This is a genomic window from Empedobacter falsenii (assembly GCF_013488205.1).
In the GTDB taxonomy this organism is placed as follows: domain Bacteria; phylum Bacteroidota; class Bacteroidia; order Flavobacteriales; family Weeksellaceae; genus Empedobacter; species Empedobacter falsenii_C.
In genome coordinates, this window is the sequence record NZ_CP040908.1 from 1,782,326 (window position 1) to 1,802,528 (window position 20,203).

21 protein-coding genes are annotated in these 20,203 nt (G+C 31.6%); 13 read left to right on the plus strand and 8 right to left on the minus strand.

What is annotated here, in order from left to right; genetic code table 11:
* Positions 1–33: 33 nt before the first annotated feature.
* From FH779_RS08250 to glsA, 5 genes are all read right to left on the minus strand, one after another.
* Entirely contained in the window at positions 34–1,680 is a 1,647-nt protein-coding gene (locus FH779_RS08250) for a B12-binding domain-containing radical SAM protein (protein ID WP_180906700.1), read from the minus strand.
* Between the two features lie 29 nt (positions 1,681–1,709).
* Positions 1,710–2,417: a peptidylprolyl isomerase gene (locus FH779_RS08255; protein ID WP_180906701.1), complete on the minus strand. Its 708-nt coding sequence runs from the start codon at positions 2,415–2,417 to the stop codon at positions 1,710–1,712.
* A 52-nt stretch (positions 2,418–2,469) separates the two neighbouring features.
* A complete protein-coding gene (locus tag FH779_RS08260) occupies positions 2,470–3,429 on the minus strand; it encodes a YeiH family protein (RefSeq protein WP_180906702.1) in 960 nt (319 codons plus the stop codon).
* A gap of 73 nt (positions 3,430–3,502) precedes the next feature.
* Positions 3,503–4,396, minus strand: coding sequence for a LysR family transcriptional regulator (locus FH779_RS08265; RefSeq protein ID WP_180906703.1), 894 nt, complete (start codon positions 4,394–4,396; stop codon positions 3,503–3,505).
* Positions 4,397–4,402: 6 nt separating this feature from the next.
* Complete coding sequence (gene glsA / locus FH779_RS08270; protein ID WP_180906704.1) at positions 4,403–5,431, minus strand: glutaminase A; 1,029 nt, start codon at positions 5,429–5,431, stop codon at positions 4,403–4,405.
* A 98-nt stretch (positions 5,432–5,529) separates the two neighbouring features.
* Between glsA and FH779_RS08275 the strand changes: the two genes are divergently transcribed.
* The gene (locus FH779_RS08275; RefSeq protein WP_180906705.1) at positions 5,530–6,546 is read left to right on the plus strand and encodes a YCF48-related protein; all 1,017 of its coding nucleotides are present in this window, start codon (positions 5,530–5,532) and stop codon (positions 6,544–6,546) included.
* 245 nt (positions 6,547–6,791) lie between these two features.
* On the plus strand, positions 6,792–7,208 hold the full coding sequence (locus FH779_RS08280; protein WP_125350069.1) for an OsmC family peroxiredoxin: 417 nt from the start codon (positions 6,792–6,794) through the stop codon (positions 7,206–7,208).
* 53 nt (positions 7,209–7,261) lie between these two features.
* Here the strand turns inward: FH779_RS08280 and FH779_RS08285 are convergent, their stop codons facing one another.
* Positions 7,262–9,112: a CocE/NonD family hydrolase gene (locus FH779_RS08285; protein ID WP_244958047.1), complete on the minus strand. Its 1,851-nt coding sequence runs from the start codon at positions 9,110–9,112 to the stop codon at positions 7,262–7,264.
* A 173-nt stretch (positions 9,113–9,285) separates the two neighbouring features.
* Here FH779_RS08285 and FH779_RS08290 point away from each other — a divergent pair, with 173 nt between their 5' ends.
* From FH779_RS08290 to FH779_RS08325, 8 genes are read left to right on the plus strand one after another with little or no spacing between them, the layout of a single operon-like run.
* On the plus strand, positions 9,286–9,732 hold the full coding sequence (locus FH779_RS08290; protein ID WP_180906706.1) for an SRPBCC domain-containing protein: 447 nt from the start codon (positions 9,286–9,288) through the stop codon (positions 9,730–9,732).
* A gap of 22 nt (positions 9,733–9,754) precedes the next feature.
* On the plus strand, positions 9,755–10,162 hold the full coding sequence (locus FH779_RS08295) for an SRPBCC family protein (RefSeq protein ID WP_180906707.1): 408 nt from the start codon (positions 9,755–9,757) through the stop codon (positions 10,160–10,162).
* 12 nt (positions 10,163–10,174) lie between these two features.
* Complete coding sequence (locus FH779_RS08300) at positions 10,175–10,567, plus strand: VOC family protein (RefSeq protein WP_180906708.1); 393 nt, start codon at positions 10,175–10,177, stop codon at positions 10,565–10,567.
* A 3-nt stretch (positions 10,568–10,570) separates the two neighbouring features.
* Positions 10,571–11,026, plus strand: coding sequence for an SRPBCC domain-containing protein (locus FH779_RS08305; RefSeq protein WP_180906709.1), 456 nt, complete (start codon positions 10,571–10,573; stop codon positions 11,024–11,026).
* Entirely contained in the window at positions 10,981–11,961 is a 981-nt protein-coding gene (locus FH779_RS08310; RefSeq protein WP_180906710.1) for a DUF1801 domain-containing protein, read from the plus strand. The genes FH779_RS08305 and FH779_RS08310 overlap by 46 nt, the downstream gene beginning before the upstream one ends.
* Complete coding sequence (locus FH779_RS08315) at positions 11,961–12,425, plus strand: DUF1801 domain-containing protein (protein ID WP_180906711.1); 465 nt, start codon at positions 11,961–11,963, stop codon at positions 12,423–12,425. Before FH779_RS08310 ends, FH779_RS08315 begins: the two co-directional genes overlap by 1 nt.
* Before the next feature lie 3 nt (positions 12,426–12,428).
* Positions 12,429–13,085: a DUF2461 domain-containing protein gene (locus FH779_RS08320; RefSeq protein WP_180906712.1), complete on the plus strand. Its 657-nt coding sequence runs from the start codon at positions 12,429–12,431 to the stop codon at positions 13,083–13,085.
* Between the two features lie 27 nt (positions 13,086–13,112).
* Positions 13,113–13,559 carry a VOC family protein gene (locus FH779_RS08325; RefSeq protein ID WP_135836490.1) on the plus strand — a complete coding sequence of 149 codons (447 nt, stop codon included), beginning with the start codon at positions 13,113–13,115 and terminating at the stop codon, positions 13,557–13,559.
* 51 nt (positions 13,560–13,610) lie between these two features.
* Here the strand turns inward: FH779_RS08325 and FH779_RS08330 are convergent, their stop codons facing one another.
* Complete coding sequence (locus tag FH779_RS08330; RefSeq protein WP_180906713.1) at positions 13,611–15,011, minus strand: alkaline phosphatase; 1,401 nt, start codon at positions 15,009–15,011, stop codon at positions 13,611–13,613.
* 64 nt (positions 15,012–15,075) lie between these two features.
* Positions 15,076–15,657 carry a DUF6642 family protein gene (locus FH779_RS08335; protein WP_180906714.1) on the minus strand — a complete coding sequence of 194 codons (582 nt, stop codon included), beginning with the start codon at positions 15,655–15,657 and terminating at the stop codon, positions 15,076–15,078.
* A gap of 107 nt (positions 15,658–15,764) precedes the next feature.
* Here FH779_RS08335 and FH779_RS08340 point away from each other — a divergent pair, with 107 nt between their 5' ends.
* From FH779_RS08340 to FH779_RS08350, 3 genes are all read left to right on the plus strand, one after another.
* Positions 15,765–16,418, plus strand: a complete 654-nt coding sequence (locus FH779_RS08340; RefSeq protein ID WP_180906715.1) for a class I SAM-dependent methyltransferase — start codon at positions 15,765–15,767, stop codon at positions 16,416–16,418.
* Positions 16,419–16,523: 105 nt separating this feature from the next.
* Entirely contained in the window at positions 16,524–18,290 is a 1,767-nt protein-coding gene (locus FH779_RS08345) for an AMP-dependent synthetase/ligase (RefSeq protein ID WP_180906716.1), read from the plus strand.
* A gap of 130 nt (positions 18,291–18,420) precedes the next feature.
* Positions 18,421–20,196: an AMP-dependent synthetase/ligase gene (locus FH779_RS08350; RefSeq protein WP_180906717.1), complete on the plus strand. Its 1,776-nt coding sequence runs from the start codon at positions 18,421–18,423 to the stop codon at positions 20,194–20,196.
* Positions 20,197–20,203: the final 7 nt, after the last annotated feature.

Sequence of the window (20,203 nt, forward strand, 5' to 3'; positions counted from 1 at the left end):
ATCAAAAAGATGTCTGCAAAGACATCTTTTTTGTTATTCAAACACTTCGCAATGAATAATATTATGTGAAGTTCCTACAAATTCGATTAACCAATTTTCTGTTGTTTTTTCGATACGATCTTCGTCTTTCCAAATTTGATAATCAAATGAAATCGGAATCGAAACGAATTTACTTTTCGGATGCGAGGCAAGTTCACTCAAATCTTCTTCTATTTTTTGTTCCATTTCAAACAAATCTTTTGGCTTTGATTTATGAAAACTATAATAATCAATCGCGATCAATTCTAACACAATTTTATCGTTTGTAAATGTTTTTGCAAAATCAAATATCGTCTGAAAAACATCATTCAATGTATGTTTGTGGAACAAATGATGTTGCTCAAAATATTGTCCTAATCCCATTAAAAAATCAAAAATAGAATACTTTTGTGCAATATATTTCAACGTTTCGGGTGTTCTTGGTTTGTTCCAATAAATCTCCAAAGCATTTTCTAAAGCCGTAATATTTTCTAAATCTTTTTCACTTAAAAAATCACTTTTTATAATTTGATACGGAGGTAATTGATCAAAATGATAGCCATAATTCTCGTATTTTTGACGAACTGGCGTTCCTTTCAAAAATTTCAAAAAACCTAATTGTAATTCGGGTGGATAAAGCTTGAAAGTTTCTTCGAAACTAAACTTCAAATCATCAATATACTCTAAAGGCAAACCAACAATCAAATCCAAATGCATTTCAATTCTGTCTTTTAATTGATTGATGACATTTGATGTTTTCTCAAAATTTTGTTTGCGCGAAACCTCTCGATTACTTTGTTGATTAACGGTTTGAATCCCAATTTCGAAACGAAAAAGATTTTTCGGAACTTTTTCGTTGATGAATTTAATAATATCTGGATGAACAATATCGGCTGTAATCTCGAACTGAAAAACATTTCCTTCACGATAATGATCCAAAATAAATTGAAACAATTCAATTGTAAAATCACGTTTTATGTTAAATGTACGATCCAAAAATTTGATAGTTTTCCCATGTTTCATCAAATACAACAAATTTTCTTTGATGGTTTCCATCGGCAAATAGCGCATTTTATTGTCTAAACTTGCCAAGCAAAACTCACATTTATAAGGACATCCACGAGAAGTTTCGATGTAACAAACCTTCTTTTCCAAATCCGCTGGATTATCGTATTGATAAGGATTTCTACCTTTTAATCGTTTGATATCAAACTGAATATTTTGCGCATTGAAAACAACTTTGTTCTCTTTCTTGTAAACTAAATTCGGTACATTTTCTATTGATGGATAGTTAGCAACAAATTCTTCGAACGGAATTTCTCCTTCACCTACAATAATATAGTCGATATAATTATTTGCAATCACATCATCATATTCGTAACTAACTTCTGGTCCTCCCAACAAAATTTTAGTTTCAGGAGAAATTTGTTTGATACGTTTACAAACTTCTAACGTCTGCGTAATATTCCAAATGTAGCAACTAAAACAGATAATATCGTATTTAGCACATTTTTCTGCAACTTCATCAAAGTCAGATTTAATCGTGAATTCTTTCCAAAAAATATTTCCTCGATGATGATTCAAATCGTACAAAATACGAATCGCCAAATTGAGATGAATATATTTTGCGTTTAAAGTCGTTAATAAAATTGATGGTTGCATAATTTATAATTGAGGTACAAAAATAATAATTAAAAACCAATCGCTGTACCGCCCAAAGAAACACTTGTTTTGTTATATTTCGTAGGCGTTTTTTTCTTTTTCACTTTGATTGAAAAAATAACAGGTTCTAATGGTAATTCGTTTTTCGTTTCAACATTACTAATTTTCATGACTTTGTCTAAGCCTTTTGTAATTTCTCCAAAAACTGTAAAATCATGATCTAAACGAGGCTGACCACCATTTTTCAAATACTCAGCGCGTTGTTCTGCTGTAAATTTGATTCCTTTTTTAGCTTCTAAGTTATCTAATTCTTCTTCTGTAATTCTCTTTCCAACAACAAAATAAATTTGATTGTAATACGATGCTTTCTCTTTATTTCCATCTCGACCAGCGCCTAGAGCACCCATTTTATGAAAAGCTTTCGGATTAAATTCTGGTGCTAAACGAATCGGTTTTTGTTCTGGATGTTCGGCTTCTCGTGCCAAAATAGGGTCATCTAATTCTCCTCCTTGAATCACAAAATCTTTCACAATTCTGTTAAATTGCGCATTTGTATAAGTTCCTTTATTAATTTCACTCAAAATCAAATCGCGATGTTTTGGTGTGAAATCGTATAACATCACATCAAATTTTCCGTAATTCGTTTTGAATTTTAAAGTATAGGTTTGTGCAGAAACAAAACTCGAAATTGAAAATCCAATTCCGAGTGCAATATTTTTTAATAATCTATGATTCATTATAAATTTTCTTGTTCTAAAGATAGCAACAAATATAGAAATCAGAACGATTTTAAGCTAAATTCATAATCATAATTAAACTTCCAACTCCAATAATTACCCATAAAATAATAGCCATTAATAGTGGTTTGTAACCGATATTTTTTATCATTTTGAATGATAAACTTGTTCCGATTAAGAATAATGTAAGCGTAAGTGCAGCTTTTGATAAATCAATAATAATTGGGCTAAATTGATGAACAAAAGGTACATAGGTATTGACACAAATGGCGATTAAAAATAAACCAATAAACCACGGAATATTAATTTTTGATGTGGTGTTTTTGAAAAACAATAAGGTTAAAAACGACAATGGAATAATCCAAAGTGCACGCGCTAATTTCACTGTTGTAGCGACTTGTAAAGCTTCTTCTCCGTATTTACTTGCTGCTCCAACGACTGAACTTGTATCGTGAATGGCGATGGCGCACCACAAACCGAATTCGTGTTGAGATAAGTTGAATAAATGTCCAAGTGGTGGAAAAATCAATAAGGCAATTGAATTTAAAGTGAAAACCACTGCTAAAGCAACCGAAATTTGATTGGGTTTTGCTTTTGTAATCGGCGCGATTGCTGCGATTGCACTTCCACCGCAAATTGCTGTTCCCGCTGATATTAAGTATCCTGTAGCTTTTTCAATTTTGAAGAGTTTGGTAAATAAAAATCCTAAAATCATCAACGTAGAAATACTTACAACGGTGAATACAATTCCTTCTTTTCCAGCTTGTATAGCCGAAAAGATATTCATTCCGAATCCTAAACCTACCACAGCAACTTTCAATAAAGTGCTTGATACTTTTCGTGATTGTATTTCGTATGGATTTCCAAATATTTGAGCAACAGCAAATCCTAAAACTAATGCGATAGGAGAGCTTATAAAAGGCATTAAACATAGAAATGCACATATTAAAAAGATAACTTTTTGCGTAGTGAATTGTTGAAATAAACCTTTTTCTGAATGTATAATTTTCATGATTTGAATAATTTTATGGTACAAATTTCTTGTACTTATTATTCAAAAAGAAATGATAAAAAGTAATCTATTATTACTTTAAGTTATAACGATTACAGAAATCAATAAATAAATTCACCAATTTAGATTGTTCACCTTCTGGAATGATAAAATTGAAATTACGCTCTATTACAAGGTTTTTAATGTCAATTATGGTTAAAGTTTGATTTTTAAGTTCTTGTAAAATAGATTGAATCGATAAAAAAGCCAATGCATCAGAATGTAGTACATACGATTTTATACTTTCAGTACTTCCCAATTGAATTTCTATATTGAGCTCATTTAGCTTTATATTTTTCGATTTTAGAGCCAAATCAATAGTTTCTAAAGTTCCAGAACCAGGTTCCCGAAAAACCAACGGAATATTCTTTAAATCATCTAATTTGATATTGTTTTTAGTCGAAATAGAATGATTTTGACGAGAAACTAACACAATTTCATCTTTCATAAACGGAAAATAATGAAACGTTCTATTTTTGATTTGAGCTTCAATTAAACCGACATCAATTTTATGATCTGCTAATAAATCTTCAATTTTTTCCGAATTTTGAATCACCAAACTCAACTGAATTTCAGGAAATCTTTTTCGAAATTCTGCTAAAATAGGAGGTAACACATATTGCGCAATTGTAGTGCTCGCACCCAAACGCAAAGTTCCTTTTTGTTTTTCTTGCAATTGACCAATTTCAAATTCCATTTTTTGATAAACAGAAAAAATTTCTTCTGTATATTTTAATAGAATTTCGCCAGCTTTGGTCAATTTTATTTTCGTTCCATTTCTCTCGAATAACTTAATGTTAAGATTTAATTCGATTTCTTTAATATGTTTTGTAACAGCTGGTTGTGTTATATTTAATTCGTTTGCTGCTTTTGTGAAATTCAAGCGTTTAGCAACCGTATCAAAAACTTTTAATCTAAAATCGAACATAAAAAATTATTGAAATAAACTTAAATTGTATTGCTTTACCAAATCCAAAATCATGTGATAACCAGCCGCAGAATTTCCGTGTTTGTCGAGTGCAGGACTGAAAACGCCAATACCAATTTTGTTTGGAACGGAAACGGTAATTCCGCCACCAACGCCAGATTTGCTTGGTAATCCAACGGTGCGAGAATATTCGCCACTAAATTCGTACATTCCGGCAGTCAACATTTGAGATTGAATTAATTGTGAAACTTCCGCATTTTTATACGTTGTATCACCATCAAAACGTGTGCATTGATGAGCAAAGAAATAACCAATTTTAGCTAAATCTTCGGCAGTTACTTCGATAGAACATTGTTTGAAATAGTTGTTCAACTTTTCTTCATCACCTTCAATCAAGCCATTATTTTTCATCAAATAAAACATTCCACGATTTTTGTTTCCCGTTTCTTTTTCAGAATTATAAACCGATTTACTATAATCTATCGAATTATTTTTGGTGATGTAACGAACCATTTCAAGGATTTTTTTGAAAGGAATTTCACCTTCACCCTCAATCATAGAAGTTGTTAAAATCGCACCTGCATTCATCATCGGATTAAGAGGTTTTCCTGTCGTTTCAAGATTTGCGTAGTGATTAAATGGTTTATCCGTTCCGAAATAACCTATTTTAGAAAATACATTTTTCTCACCTTTTTCCGTAACAGCAATCATTAATGCAATGATTTTTGAGATACTTTGAATCGTAAATTTTTGGTTGACATCGCCAACATTTATCACTTTACCATTCTCATTAACTACAGAAAAAGTAATTTTATCTGCTTGCATTTTTCCTAATTCTGGAATATAATCGGCAACTTTTCCTTCTTTGTAAAAAGCTTTATTTTTCTCCAAAATATCGCTTAATGTTTTTTCATTAATCTGTAAGTTTTTCGAACTATTTTTTGACGTATTTTGTCCATAAACCGTATGATTGATTGGATTAAAACACGTTAAGGTAAGGCTTAATAGTAATGTTGAGAATGTATATCGTTTCATTTTATTTGATGTAAAACACAAACTTAAAAAATATTTGGTTGATTCGCCGAGATAAAATAGTTTTATATAAAATGTAGAATCTAAAATTTATAAAAAAAATGAAATATTTCGTCCTATTGTTATCGAGTTTGTCTTTTGCGCAAACCTATCAAGTGATTAATGAGGAAAATTCGTCTGTTAGTTACCGAGGTTTGGCGTTTCAGGATGCAAAAACGTTTATCGTTTCTGGCTCAAAAAATACAATTGGTAGAACGACAGATGGAGGAAAAACATTTAGTTGGATTAATCCGAAAGTTGTAGAGAATAGAGATTTTAGAGATGTAGAGGTTTTAGGAAAAGATAATTATTTGGCTTTAGGAATTGATTCTCCTGCTTATATTTTGCAGACGAAAGATGGCGGAAAATCGTGGAATAAATTGTATGAGAATAATGAAAAAGGTATTTTTTTAGATGTAATTTATGTGGATAAAACTTCGAAGAAAATTACTGTTTTAGGAGATCCAATGTCGCCAGATAAACCATTTGTATTAACGTCTTCGATTACTGATCCTACTAAATGGGAAGTTGCAAAATCGCTTCACGGTCAACCTTTGCGATTGAAAAATCCGAAAGAAGCTTTTTTTGCATCAAGTGGAAGTAATTTGTATGTAGATGGGAAGCAAACCTTGATTGTTACAGGAGGAGAGTTGTCGAATTTATACTATTATACGCCAAAAGGTGGACAAATGTATGCGTTGGAGAAAACGAAAAGTTCTACTTCTGGAATTAATGGAATGGCTTATGACGCGACAAATAATGTTGGATACTTGGTTGGTGGAGATTTTACAAAACCAGAAGATTCGAGCTATAATTTCTATAAATTTAAGTTGACAAATGGTAAAATTGATTTTCAAGATTCATGGAAATATCCAAAAGGATATAAATCTGGTGTAACAATTATTTCAAAAGATAAAGTCTTGGTTTGTGGTTATTCTGGAGTAGATTATTCTGCAGATGGAGGACATAATTGGACAACTATTACACAAGATAGTTACAATACGTGTACAGTTTCGCCAGATAAGAAATATGTGATTTTGGTGGGAAATAAAGGAAAGATTGGAAAAATTACGTTTTAAAAGTTTCTAAAATTAAAATTAGATTAGAAATTGATTTTCAATTTTATAAATACTAGTTTCTTTGTAAATTTGAATAACCTAATACAATTCATAGTAAAGGGTGGTTAGTAGTTTTTTTAGTAAAAGTTCAGATAAATTTTATCTGAACTTTTTTCGTTAAAATTATTCATAAAGTTGAGAATTAATTCCTCTAATGATTTCATAATTTTTAACTTTAATAAAATTCAATCTAAAAAATATTCAAAATGAAAAGAAGTGCAAAAGCAGTTTGGAATGGTTCGGTTACAGAAGGATCAGGAACACTAACCACACAAAGTACAGTATTAGATAATACACAATATTCGTTCAAAAGTCGATTTGAAGAAGGAGTAGGAACAAACCCAGAAGAACTTTTGGCAGCAGCTCATGCAGGTTGTTTTACAATGAAAACATCAGGTTTATTAGGAGAAGCAGGATATACAGCAGAAAAATTAGAAACCGATTGTAAAATTGTTTTTGAAGGAGGGAAAGTTGTTCGCTCAGAATTAAGTTTAACAGCAAAAATTCCTTCGATTACAGATGAAGAATTTCAGAAAATAGCAAAAGAAGCAGAAGAAACTTGTCCGATAAGTGTTTCATTTAGCTTCGAAAAAGTATTGGTTTCGGCAGTTTTAGTTGAATAAATTGTTGGGTCCAAAAATAAAAAATCCAACAAGTAATTTGTTGGATTTTTTTGTTATTTCAAAACTGGAATTTCGATATAAGAATCGTGATAAATTCGTTGTGTTTGTTTCAAGAAATCTTTCGCAGTTGTTTCGTAAACATTCATAAATTGTTGCGGATTACGGTCGGCTAAAGGAAACCATGTATTCTGAACTTGAATCATGATACGATGTCCTTTCTTGAAAGTATGTCCAACATCTGGCATAGAATACGTCACATTTGTTTTCTGATTAGGAACCATTGCTTCAGGTTTTTCAAAACTATTGCGGTACTTTCCTCGCATAATTTCGGCACGAATCAAATTTTGATATCCAGCCATCAATTTTCCATTATATTTTGGTGTGTCTTCAGGGAAAACATCAATCAATTTTACTACATAATCAGCATCTGTTCCCGTTGATGAAACAAATAGATGATTGATAATTGGACCTGTAATCGTCATATCTTCAGTTAAAATGTCGGTTTGATAAACCATAACATCAGGACGAGTTGACGCAAATCGTTGATCATCGACCATATATTCTCGCGGACGACTTTCTAAAACACCACCTTGATACGGAACTGGATTATTTGGATCTGCTACATATTCATCAAAACTTGCGTTATTAGTCTGTTGAAAAGATATTTTTCCGTTAGCTTGTAAATACATTTTCTGCGTTGTCACATTCTTTGGAGGCCAATTATCAAACTGTTTCCATTCATTAGAACCTGTGATAAAAATTTGCGCTTCTGTTGGTTTGAAATTTCCTTTGTCTTTTAAATAATAATTGAAAAAAGGTAACTCAATTTGTTGCTGATAATATTCTCCTGTTGGCGTTCCAAATTGCATATCACCAAATGTATCGGCTTTAGAGCGAACCCAACCACCATGAAACCAAGGTCCAGCTACCAAAATATTTGTTGCATTCGGATTTTGCTTTTCAATTGCTTTATAGGTTTCAAATGCACCATAAACATCTTCTGCATCAAAGAAACCACCAACCGTCATCACAGCAGGTTTCACATTGGTAAGATGTGGTAAAGGGTTTCGATCTTGCCAAAATTGATCATAATCAGGATGTGCAAACAAATCATTGTAGAATTTGATATTATCTTGGAAATATTTATCCTTCAATTCCTTTACAGATCCACCTTCCAAATAAAAACGGTAATTATCTTTGATTGGATATTCTAAAGATTTCGGACCTTTATCTGGTGTAATTGGTTGCGGACGTTTAACACCAAATGATGACATAAATTTGAAAGAATCATTTAGAAATAAAACACCATTGTGATGAAAATCGTCGCCTAAAAACCAATTCGTAACTGGTGCTTGTGGTGAAACAGCTTTCAGCGTTGGATGCGAATTAACCAAACTCATTGTCGAATAAAAACCAGGATAAGAAATTCCATAAATTCCAGCTTTTTGGTTGTAATTTTTCATGTTTTTTGCCAACCATTCCAACGTGTCGTACGTATCTGTACTTTCGTCTATTGCCTTTTTATTTTTCGTTTTATTAACTGGTCGTACATCTTCAAATTCACCCTCGCTCATCCATTTTCCTCTCACATCTTGGTATACGAATATAAATCCTTCGCGCATTTCTGCAGGGAAATTTCCAAGCGATTTTTTATACTCATTTGCTCCGTAAGGCGCCACTGTATAAGGCGTTCGATTAAGTAAAACAGGATATTTCTTGGTTTGATCTTTTGGCGTATAAATAGCTGTAAACAATTTCGTTCCATCTCGCATCGGAATCAATTGTTCGGTCTTTTCATAATGCTCTCTAACATAGGCAGAATCTGCTTTTGCATCTTGCGCATAGCTAATTCCACTCATCAAAATAAGACTAAGTAGAGTTGCTTTTTGAGTAAATTTTTTCACGTGTTTATCAATTTTACAATACTATAAATGTAAAAAACTTTTATTTTTTAAAAGTACAAATCGAATTATTTTCTATAAATGATTTCAATATCGATAAAGTTTTAATTATTTTTTATGAATTCGAAAATTCGAACACTTTTTTTGATTAAATTAGTTAGCCAAAATTAATTGAAATGAAGTTAACTGCAAAAGCAACAATTCAAATTCAGAAATCTAAAAATGAAGTTTTTGATGCGATTGTTAATCCAAATAAAATGAATCAATATTTTATTGCTTCTTCATCAGGAGCTATCGAAACTGGAAAAATTGTTGAATGGAAATTTCCTGAGTTTGATGATATTTTTCCTGTAATGGGAGGCGATTTAAAACAAGATGAATACATTTCTTTTGATTGGAGCGGTGGAGTTGATGATATGCTGGTGGAGATTTTTCTCGAAAAAGGAGAAAATGATTCGACAATTGTTAAAGTCATTGAACATGAAATGAATGATGATGAAGCTGGAATTAAGCAATTGATGGGACAAACAGAAGGTTGGGCGAATTTCTTGGCTTGTCTGAAAGCTTATCTCGAATACGGAATTAATTTGCGCAAAGGTGCTTTTGATTTTATGAAACCTTAAAAATCAACAAAAAACTATACGTATGATTACAATCGAAACAATAATAAATGCTCCAATAGATCAGGTTTGGAAAGCTTTTAATTCTCCTGAAGATATTGTAAAATGGAATCAAGCTTCTGATGATTGGCATTGTCCTAAAGCAGAAAATGATTTGCAAGTTGGTGGAAAATTAAACAGTACGATGGCTGCAAAAGATGGTAGTTTTCAATTCGAATTTGAAGCTAAATATGACGAAATCATTCCAAATAAATTTATTCGTTATTACATTGCAGATGGTCGCAAGGTTGAAATAAATTTTCATGAAGAGAATAATTTAACCAAAATCACAGAAAAATTTGAACCAGAAAGTCAAAATCCTACTGAAATGCAGACACAAGGTTGGCAAGCTATTTTGAATAGTTTCAAGAATTATGTTGAATCGAAAAGCTAAAAATAGTTGAAGATGGATGAAAATAAATCGAAAATTGGTCAAATGGTTTGGGCTGATTTAACTGTTGAAAATTCGACTGAATTAAAAGATTTTTACAAAGAAGTTGTTGGTTGGGAAGTCAAAAATGTTGCGATGAAAGATGATGAAGAGGAATACAATGATTATACAATGATGTCTTCTTCAGAAAATGCGGCTGGTGGAGTTTGTACGAAACGTGGCATGAATAAAGGAATTCCATCACAATGGATTATGTACATTAGTGTAGATAATGTTGCGGAAAGTTTGCAAAAAGCGTTGGAAATGGGAGGGAAATCTATTCATGAGATTAAAAATAAAGAAGGAAATCTTCAATTTGCAATTGTAGAAGATCCTGCTGGAGCTGTTTTTGGATTAGCAAATGCTTAAAATATGAAAAAAGTATCGTTTACAGAAGTTATTTATGCGCAGCCTAAGCATGTGCATAAAGTAATGATTGCACCAGATTCGTATAAAATTTGGACAACGCCGTTTAGTGAAACTTCAGATTTCAAAGGAGATTGGTCCGAAGGTTCTCATGTTTATTTCACTTATGAAACCGAAAAAGGTTCGGCTGCGATGATTGCTACAATAGATGAAAATATTGTAGGAAAATCAATCAAAATGCGTCATATCGGAAAGCTGAACGAAGATGGTCAAGAGATTTTTGATGGACCAGAAATTGATGTGTGGAAAAATACAGAAGAAACGTATAAATTGGAAGATGTAGAAGGTCATACACGATTAACTTGTTCGGTAGAAATAGATGATCAGGTTTTTCCAGAAACTCAAGTCAGAGAAATGTGGATAAATGCACTACGCAAGCTGAAAGAGATTTGCGAGGATTAATGATGATGACAAATAATTTTACAACTATTGATGAATATATTCTTGGGTTTGATCAAGCCAAACAAGATATTTTAGAAAACGTAAGAAAAATTATTCACGAAGCTGTACCACAAGCAACAGAAACGATTAATTATAAAATGCCCACTTTCCGATTGAATGGAAATGTAATTCATTTTGCGATGTTCAAAAATCATGTAGGAATTTATCCTGGAGCAGAAACAATCGAACATTTTCAAAATGATTTAACCGATTATAAAACATCAAAAGGAGCAATACAACTTCCTTTGGATAAGGCTTTACCAAAGAAGTTATTGAAGGAAATTGTGTTGTATAAAGTTAATTTGATGAAGAATCAAAAATCTGGAGAATGGACAAAATACAATGGTAATTGGGTTGAAGCGAATGAGAAAATTCAACAAGTTGTAAATGAAACAGAATTGGTAAAAGAGTTTAAATGGGGTGGAGATATTTATACGTTCAACAAGAAAAATGTGTTGGCATTTAGTGGTTTTAAAAATCATTTTGCGTTGTGGTTTCACAATGGCGTTTTCTTGAAAGATCAATACAAAGTTTTGGTGAACGCAAATGTGGAAAAAACGAAAGCTTTACGTCAATGGAGATTTAATTCTGCTGATGAAATTGATGTCGAAAAAGTAAGAGAATATGTCTTAGAAGCGATTCAATTGCTGAAAGATGGAAAGGAAATAAAGCCTCAAAAATCTGTACCAAAAGAAGTTAATGGAATTTTGAAAGAAACTCTAAATCAGGATGATAAATTATTTACTTCATTTAAAATTTTAAGTCCTGGAAAGCAAAAAGAATACATCGAATATATTGATGAAGCAAAACAAGAAAAAACGAAAATTTCTCGCATCGAAAAAATAAAACCTATGATTATGGAAGGCAAAGGTTTGAATGATAAATACCGAAAATAATGCAATACGAAGTCGCAAATTTAGAAGAATATTTAACGTCAATTCCTGTAGAAAGAAAAGAAGCTATTGAGAAATTAATTAAAATTTTGGCAGATAATTTACCCGTTGGTTTCGAGTTGCAGTTGAGCTATGGTCATCTTGGGTTTGTTGTGCCGCATTCACTTTATCCGAATGGTTATCATTGCGATCCGAAATCGCCGTTGCCGTTTATCAATATCGCTTCTCAAAAGAATTTTATTGCGTTATATCACATGGGAATTTATATGGACGACAAATTGCTGAATTGGTTTGTCGCCGAATATCCAAAATACTCGAAACGTAAATTAGATATGGGAAAAAGTTGTATTCGTTTCAAAAAAGTGGAGGATATTCCATTCGAATTAATCGGAGAATTAGCGCAAAGAATTACGCCACAACAATGGATAGAAAATTATGAAAAAGTACTACTTACTCGAAAAAAATAAATCATGTCACAAATCGTTAAATTTTTAAAAAAATTAGAAAAAAATAATAACCGCGAATGGTTTACGGAGCACAAAGTTGAATTTGATACGGCGAAAGCTGAAGCAGATTCAATTTTCAATGCGATTTACCAAGAATTAACTAAAAAGAAAGAATTAGAACCGCTCAAAATTTATAGAATTTACAGAGATGTTCGTTTTTCTCACGATAAAACTCCTTATAAAACTCATTTTTCTGCACAAACAGGTCGTAAAAAACCACTTAATAGAGGTGGATATTATTTTCATATTCAACCGAATCATAATTTTATTGGTGTTGGTTTTTGGGGACCAGAACGTGAAGATTTGCTTCGTATTAGAAAAGATATTGAAGTTTCGGATGAATTAGCAAAGATTTTGCAATCAAAAATGATTCAGAAAGAATTTGGAGAAATGCAAGGAGATGAAGTGAAATCTGCGCCAAAAGGATTTTCTAAAGATCATGAAAGAATTGAGTTGTTGCGTAAAAAGCAATATTTGTTTATTAAGAATTTTACAGATGAAGAAGTTTTAGCAAAAGATTTTCCACAAAAAGTAGCAAAATCAATTCAAGTTCTTCAACCATTTTTAGATTATATGACCGAGGTTTTAACAACCGATGAAAATGGTCAACCATTATATTAAAAAAATAATCACAAAAAATACAATATTATGGCTAAAGTACACGCTTACTTAAATTTTAACGGAGATTGCGAAAAGGCATTTCAGTTTTATGAAACTGTTTTTGAAACGCAAAATATTGGGATGTATAAAATGGGTGATATGCCGCCAAGTCCAGAATTTCAGATTCCAGATAGTGCAAAGGATAAAGTTTCGCATGTGGCATTGTTTATTAATGAAACAACAATGTTAATGGGTTCTGATATTATTGAAGAATTTGGACATCAATACAAAGCTGGAAATAACAATTACATTATGCTTGATGTCGATAATCCTGCAGAAGCGCATCAATTATATGATCGTCTTTCGGTAAATGCAAAATCATTAGAAATGCCTTTGGCAGAACAGTTTTTTGCTGAGCTTTATGCGTCTTTTATTGATCAATTTGGAACACCTTGGATGATTCATTTTGAAGGAAATAAAGCACATTCGATGTAATTATTAAGATAGATAAATAACAAAAACCTCTCAACTTTGAGAGGTTTTTGTTTATACATTTACATTTGTTGCTTGTAACATAAGTTGATGAAGATCTGTATTTTTTACAAATGGCTTTAACAAATCACTTCCAGGTCCATACATTGCCAATTCTACGTAATCGCCCGAGTGATCCATACTTATCCAACCAACATTGTTGCGTTTTTTCTGAATTTCAGAGAAAAATTTGAATGGAAGTTTTTTGAAATTATACAATCCTTCTTCTTTATCCAAACCTTTGTAAAAATCTAACATATGTTTTGCTTCATCATCTGTCAAACTAAAACCATTTGTTTCGACAATCCAATCTTTGATTTCTTGTAAGTTAAAATCTTCGTGAATTTCATTCAAAATATGTTCGTTGGTATATCTATAATTAACAATACTTTCAAAATTTTTGTTTACATCAGCTCCATAAATTGTTCCTGGATTTGCATTTCCGTGATCAGTTGTGATGATAACTAATGTATTTCCATCCTTTTCAGCAAAATCCATTACAGTTTTGATAGTTTCATCAAATGCAAGTTGATCATTAATTAATCCTGCAACATCATTCGCATGCGCTGCCCAATCTACTTTTCCCGCTTCTACTTGCAATACAAAACCATTTTGATGACTTTTCAAATTATCAATCGCAACCTTAGTCATTTCTGCAAGCGTAGGAATAGATTTATTTTTTGAGAGATTTTTATGGTCAATTGCATAAGGAATTGCTCCAGTATTGAAAATTCCCAATAAAGATATATTGTTTTGAGATTTTGCTAATTCTTCCTTTGTTTTCGCAATTTGATAACCTTTTTTCTTATAAACCGTATACAGATCTTTCTTGTCTTCTCTTTTGGCTGAATTAAAAAATTCGTCACCGCCACCTAATAAAACATCAATACCAATTTCGGCATATTTTTCAGCAATCTCTGGCTCAGCATTTCTACTAGCAGAATTCACACAAAAACCAGCAGGAGTTGCATGAGTAATCGTAACCGTTGTCACACAACCCGTTCTTTTACCAGCTTTTTTGAATTTTTGCCAAATCGGAACATGATTTTCTCCATTCGCACCAATGTTCAATACACCATTTTTTACACGAATTCCACCTCCAAAAGCAGAACTCGCAGCCGCAGAATCGGTAACAATAGAACTTGCAGAAGCAGTGTCCATCAAAGCTCTTTTTACTTTATTTTCTTCATAAAGATTAATCCAATTACCATTTTTTCCGTGTAATTGTTTGTTGTATAAATTAGCCATAGCAAGAGTCCCAGAACTCATTCCATCGCTTATCATAAAAATAATATTCTTTGTAGTATTTGTAGAAAGATTAGGTTTGATTTTATTTTGAGCAAATAAATCGAAAGGATTTAGAATTAAACCAGTAGAAACTAATGCCGATCCTCTAAGAAATTTACGTCTATCCATTTTATTGTTTTTGTAAATGAATAGATTATTTCTGAAAAGTATTTTAGCTTATTGTTAAATCTTATTAATGATACAATCTAAAACCTAATTTCAGGCATATATTGGCATGTTTATCAAACAACGCATGCACAAGCTCTTCTTCGTCATCAATTTCTTTCGCTAAACAAAAATAATATTGATCCAAAATTGTACTCAAAATTGGAGAAGGATTTACATACCCCGACAAAGCTTTTGCACCCGTCACATCAATAAAATATTGAAAACTTTCGTCTTCCAAATTTAAATTCATTGTATTCGCAAAATGAACAATTTTATCAGTTAATTTTCCTTGAAAGATCTCAGCAACTTCTTCTAAACTATAGTAATAATCATCAATTTGAATTTGATTTCCTTCGCCTTCAAAAACTAAATAAATGATTTTATAATCTCTAAAATATTTATCATGATAAAGAAGATTGGTCAAACTTTCCTCGAAGCCTTCAAAGCTATCAGTCGTTTTATAAACATTTGTAATCTGAAATTCTCGCGCCAAATGTTCCAAAAATTCCAATAATTGCGAATCATTTTGCTCTTCAATATCTGCTACAGATTCCAAACAAAACAGTTTGAAATCATCTTCGTCTTCAGTTCGTATAATATCTCTCATCTATTTTACTATTTTTCAAAGGTAAGATGTAATTTTTAAATGATTAAAATCACGCGTATAATGATTAATATTTATTAATTTAGAATTATTCTATATAAATAAATTAAATGAAAAATAATATTGATTTACAAAGCCTTGCGGAACAATTGAGTTGTCCAAATGGAGACGAAGGGATTGAAGTTGGTGAGCAAATGAGTGAAAGTAATTTTGGAATGACAAAAATGACAATAGATCATTTACAATTACAAAATCAAGAACAAATTTTAGAGTTAGGTCATGGAAATTGTAAGCATTTACCTTATGTATTGAATCAAGCACAAGGTTTAGAATATATTGGTTTAGAACTTTCACAGGTCATGAAAAATAGTGCTATCATGAACAATTCTGATTATTTGAATTCAAGTATTAGGTTTGAAATAATTATGGATGAAAGAATTCATTTTTATGAAAAACGATTTGATAAAATTTTTACGGTGAATACAATCTATTTTTGGAAAAATCCTAAACTTTTCTTGAGTGAAATTTATAGAGTCTTGAAATTCAACGGGAAATTTGCGCTTACTTTTGCTAAAAAGGAATTTATGGAAACATTGCCTTTCATTCAATTTGGCTTCAATTTGTACACAGAAGATGAAGTGATAAAACTATTGAAATCTGCTAAATTTTCGATTGAAGATACAAAAACATTTTCGGAAAGTGTGATTAGCAAAGCTGGCGAAAAAGTTGAAAGAGAGTATAGTATAATTATTGCAAAAAAGTAAAATGATTTTTATTGATAATAAACTTAATTTTTTTGAGAAAAGAATGAGCAAATAATTTCTAAAGTAGAAAGAATTAACAGAAATTTGTATCCTTATTTCAAGAATATGAAACAACCACAAAGAGTATTCGATTTACCTCGATTTCAAGAAAAAAATACACCTAACATTTCGATTTTTAATTACAAAGAAAAAGGAGAATGGAAGGGAATTTCGACAACAGATTTTATCATTCGAGTAAATAATATTTCGAAAGGTTTGATTGCAAATGGTGTTCAACCAAATGATAAAGTTGCGTTGATTAGCGAAAATCGTTTGGAATGGAATTTAGTAGATTTTGCAATTCAGCAAATTGGAGCTGTCGTTGTGGCAATTTATCCCAATATTTCGGGCAATGATTACGAATTTATCCTAAATGATGCCGAAATCAAACTTTGTTTTGTGAGCAATGATGCGTTGTATCAGCGATTATTAGGAATCAAAGATCGTATTCCAAATCTTGAACAAGTTTATACATTTAATACTTATCCGCATACACCAAATTGGATTGAGTTAATTTCGAAAGGAATTTCCATTTCTGATGAGGTTTTACAAACAAAGATGGACAATGTAAAATCTACTGATTTAGCAACTCTTATTTATACTTCTGGAACAACTGGAAATCCGAAAGGTGTGATGCTTTCTCACGAAAATTTATTAGCTGATGTTGATAGTTCCGAATATTCTTTTCCTGTAAAAGCGTATGATAAAGCGTTGTCTTTTTTACCTGCTTGTCATGCGTATGAACGCGTCTTTCAATATGTGTACATCAAAATGGGCTTACCAATTTATTTTGCGCAATCAATGGATACGATAGGGCAAGACATGAAAGAAGTTCAACCGCATATTTTTTCGGCTGTTCCACGTGTTTTAGAGAAAGTTTACGATAAAATCATGGCGACTGGAGAACAATTGACAGGAGTTAAAAGAGCTTTATTCTTTTGGGCAATTTCGTTAGGAGAACAGTATGATTTAGATGAATCGAAGCTTTCGGCTTGGTATAAATTTCAATTAAACATTGCTCGAAAATTAATTTTTTCGAAATGGAAAGCAGCGCTTGGTGGTAATGTAAAAGGAATTGCTTCGGGAAGTGCAACTTTACAAACTCGTTTATTAAAATTGTATTTAGCTGCCGGAATTCCAATTTACGAAGGTTATGGTTTAACAGAAGCTGGACCTTGTTTATCTGTAAATTGTATCAAACGTGGAATGAAAATAGGAACTGTAGGGATTCCTTTGATTGATATTGAAATTAAATTAGCTGAAGACGGAGAAATCTTAGCAAAAGGAAAAAATATCATGCAAGGATATTATAAAAATCCTGTAGCGACTGCTGAAGTTTTGAAAGATGGTTGGTTATATACGGGCGATATTGGCGAATGGGTTGATAATAAATTCTTAAAAATTATCGATCGTAAAAAAGAAATGTTCAAAACTTCTGGAGGAAAATATGTTGTTCCGCAACAAATTGAGAAAATTCTTTCAGAATCTAATTATGTCGAACAAATTATGGTTGTTGGAGAAGGACGAAAATTCCCAGCTGCTTTGGTTATTCCTTCATATGAAAACTGCATTGATTGGGCAAAAGCAAATGAATCTTCATTGATTAATTTACCTCGTGAAGAGTTTTTAACGCACCCAAAAATTTATGAATTGATAGGAAATGAAATCAACAAATTAAATGTCAATTTTGGAAATTGGGAAAAGATTAAAAAGTTCCATTTATTGCCTTATGAATTCACAATTGAAGCGGGAGAATTAACGCCAACTTTGAAAATGAAACGTAAAATCATTTCAGAAAAATATAAAAAAGAAATTGACGGAATTTATCAATAAAAACATCAATTTTTTAGAAAACAATGAAGCAAGATTTTTATTAATCTTGCTTTTTTCGTGAAATAAAACTGATTTATGAAAATTTTGCACCAAATTTGCACTCTTTTTTATAAAGTTTAGTATTTAGAAAATGAATAATCCTACACGAATTTTTGACTTAGCTTATCGTCAACAAGAACTTTATCCCAATCATAATATGTTTGCAAGTAAAATTGATGGCGAATGGAAGTTTACAAAACCAGCCGAATTTATTGAACAAACAAGAGAAATTTCTAAAGGTTTATTAGCTTTGGGAGTTAAACCTGGCGATCGAGTAGGACTTGTATGTGAAAGCCGCTATGAATGGCATGTGATTGATTTTGCAATTCAGCAAATTGGTGCTGTTGTAGTAGCGATTTATCCAAATATTACAGATTTTGAATATCAATTTATTTTCAATGATGCAGAAATACAATTGTGTATTGTAAGTACAAAAAATTTGTATGAAGGTATCAATAATATGTTTAGCACAATTTATAGTTTAGAATATGTTTTTGCGATTAATGAGTTCCCAGATTCTAGAAATTGGTCAGAATTAAAAGAAATTGGAAAAGAAATTACAGATGAATATGTAAATAATCTTAGTTCAATTGTCCGAAATTCAGATTTAGCAACTTTAATTTATACCTCTGGTACAACAGGAAAACCGAAAGGTGTAATGTTATCTCATAATAATTTGGTTTCGAATTTTATTGCGGCTAAAGAAATTGTCGTGTTAGAAGAAGGAACAAGAGGTTTGACTTTTTTACCGCCTTGTCATACATACGAAAGAACTGTAATTTATACCTATTTATATATTGGTGTAACGGTTTATTTTGCCGAAGGATTTGAAAAAATTGGTGATAATATCAATGAAGTAAAACCTCATATCATGACTGCTGTTCCTCGTGTGATGGAAAAAGTTTATGAGAAAATCCTGAAAACAGGTAGCGCTTTAACAGGAAAAAAGCGAAAAGTTTTTGATTGGGCGATTGAGATTGCTTCTCAATATGAACCTGATGCGAAGAAACGATCTTTGGTGTATAATGTGAAGTTAGCGTTAGCTCGAAAATTAGTTTTGAATAAATTTTATGAAGCGTTAGGAGGTAATTTCAAATACATTATTTCAGGAAGTGCTTCGTTGCAAGGTAAAATTGCGCGCGTTTTTATGGCGGCTGGATTACCATTTTTTGAAGGATATGGAATGACGGAAACATCGCCTTTAATTACCGTAAATAATCCGCACAAATTAGGTGTTCGCATCGGAACTGTGGGTTCGCCAATAAAAGATGTCAAAGTAAAATTAGCCGAAGATGGCGAAATTTTGGTTCAAGGCCCTAATGTGATGATGGGTTATTATAAAAATCAGAAAGCGACTGATGAGGTCATTATTGATGGATGGTTGCACACAGGTGATATTGGAGTTTGGGAAGAAGGAGAAGGTCATTTCTTGAAAATTATTGACCGTAAAAAGGAAATGTTTAAAATTTCTGGAGGGAAATATGTTGTTCCTCAACCAATCGAAACAAAGCTTGTCGAATCAAATTTTATTGAACAAGCAATGGTTGTTGGTGATGCGCAAAAATTTGCTTCAGCTTTTATTGTTCCGAATTATGTAAATCTGAAAGAATGGGCAAAAGAAAATGCACCTGAAATTAGTAATCTTTCTCGTGATGAATTTATAGCATCTACAGAAGTTCATAAAGTAATTAATCAAGAAGTTCGTAAAGCAAATCAGTTTTTTGGAAATTGGGAACAGATTAAGAAACCAGCAATTCTAACGCACGAATTTACGATTGAAGGTGAAGAATTAACTCCAACTTTAAAATTAAAACGTAAAGTTATTCTAAAGAAATATCAGAAAGAATTCGACGAAATTTATAAATAAAAAAGTC

What these genes read in the sequence shown, in the direction of transcription:
- FH779_RS08290 (WP_180906706.1), top strand. Translation starts at nt 9,286, where the DNA reads ATGAAGTTAACTGCAAAAGCAACAATTCAAATTCAGAAATCTAAAAAT.
- glsA (WP_180906704.1), bottom strand. Translation starts at nt 5,431, where the DNA reads ATGAAACGATATACATTCTCAACATTACTATTAAGCCTTACCTTAACG.
- FH779_RS08265 (WP_180906703.1), bottom strand. Translation starts at nt 4,396, where the DNA reads ATGTTCGATTTTAGATTAAAAGTTTTTGATACGGTTGCTAAACGCTTG.
- FH779_RS08255 (WP_180906701.1), bottom strand. Translation starts at nt 2,417, where the DNA reads ATGAATCATAGATTATTAAAAAATATTGCACTCGGAATTGGATTTTCA.
- FH779_RS08335 (WP_180906714.1), bottom strand. Translation starts at nt 15,657, where the DNA reads ATGAGAGATATTATACGAACTGAAGACGAAGATGATTTCAAACTGTTT.
- FH779_RS08340 (WP_180906715.1), top strand. Translation starts at nt 15,765, where the DNA reads ATGAAAAATAATATTGATTTACAAAGCCTTGCGGAACAATTGAGTTGT.
- FH779_RS08325 (WP_135836490.1), top strand. Translation starts at nt 13,113, where the DNA reads ATGGCTAAAGTACACGCTTACTTAAATTTTAACGGAGATTGCGAAAAG.
- FH779_RS08345 (WP_180906716.1), top strand. Translation starts at nt 16,524, where the DNA reads ATGAAACAACCACAAAGAGTATTCGATTTACCTCGATTTCAAGAAAAA.
- FH779_RS08250 (WP_180906700.1), bottom strand. Translation starts at nt 1,680, where the DNA reads ATGCAACCATCAATTTTATTAACGACTTTAAACGCAAAATATATTCAT.
- FH779_RS08300 (WP_180906708.1), top strand. Translation starts at nt 10,175, where the DNA reads ATGGATGAAAATAAATCGAAAATTGGTCAAATGGTTTGGGCTGATTTA.
- FH779_RS08275 (WP_180906705.1), top strand. Translation starts at nt 5,530, where the DNA reads ATGAAATATTTCGTCCTATTGTTATCGAGTTTGTCTTTTGCGCAAACC.
- FH779_RS08260 (WP_180906702.1), bottom strand. Translation starts at nt 3,429, where the DNA reads ATGAAAATTATACATTCAGAAAAAGGTTTATTTCAACAATTCACTACG.
- FH779_RS08305 (WP_180906709.1), top strand. Translation starts at nt 10,571, where the DNA reads ATGAAAAAAGTATCGTTTACAGAAGTTATTTATGCGCAGCCTAAGCAT.
- FH779_RS08330 (WP_180906713.1), bottom strand. Translation starts at nt 15,011, where the DNA reads ATGGATAGACGTAAATTTCTTAGAGGATCGGCATTAGTTTCTACTGGT.
- FH779_RS08295 (WP_180906707.1), top strand. Translation starts at nt 9,755, where the DNA reads ATGATTACAATCGAAACAATAATAAATGCTCCAATAGATCAGGTTTGG.
- FH779_RS08315 (WP_180906711.1), top strand. Translation starts at nt 11,961, where the DNA reads ATGCAATACGAAGTCGCAAATTTAGAAGAATATTTAACGTCAATTCCT.
- FH779_RS08350 (WP_180906717.1), top strand. Translation starts at nt 18,421, where the DNA reads ATGAATAATCCTACACGAATTTTTGACTTAGCTTATCGTCAACAAGAA.
- FH779_RS08280 (WP_125350069.1), top strand. Translation starts at nt 6,792, where the DNA reads ATGAAAAGAAGTGCAAAAGCAGTTTGGAATGGTTCGGTTACAGAAGGA.
- FH779_RS08320 (WP_180906712.1), top strand. Translation starts at nt 12,429, where the DNA reads ATGTCACAAATCGTTAAATTTTTAAAAAAATTAGAAAAAAATAATAAC.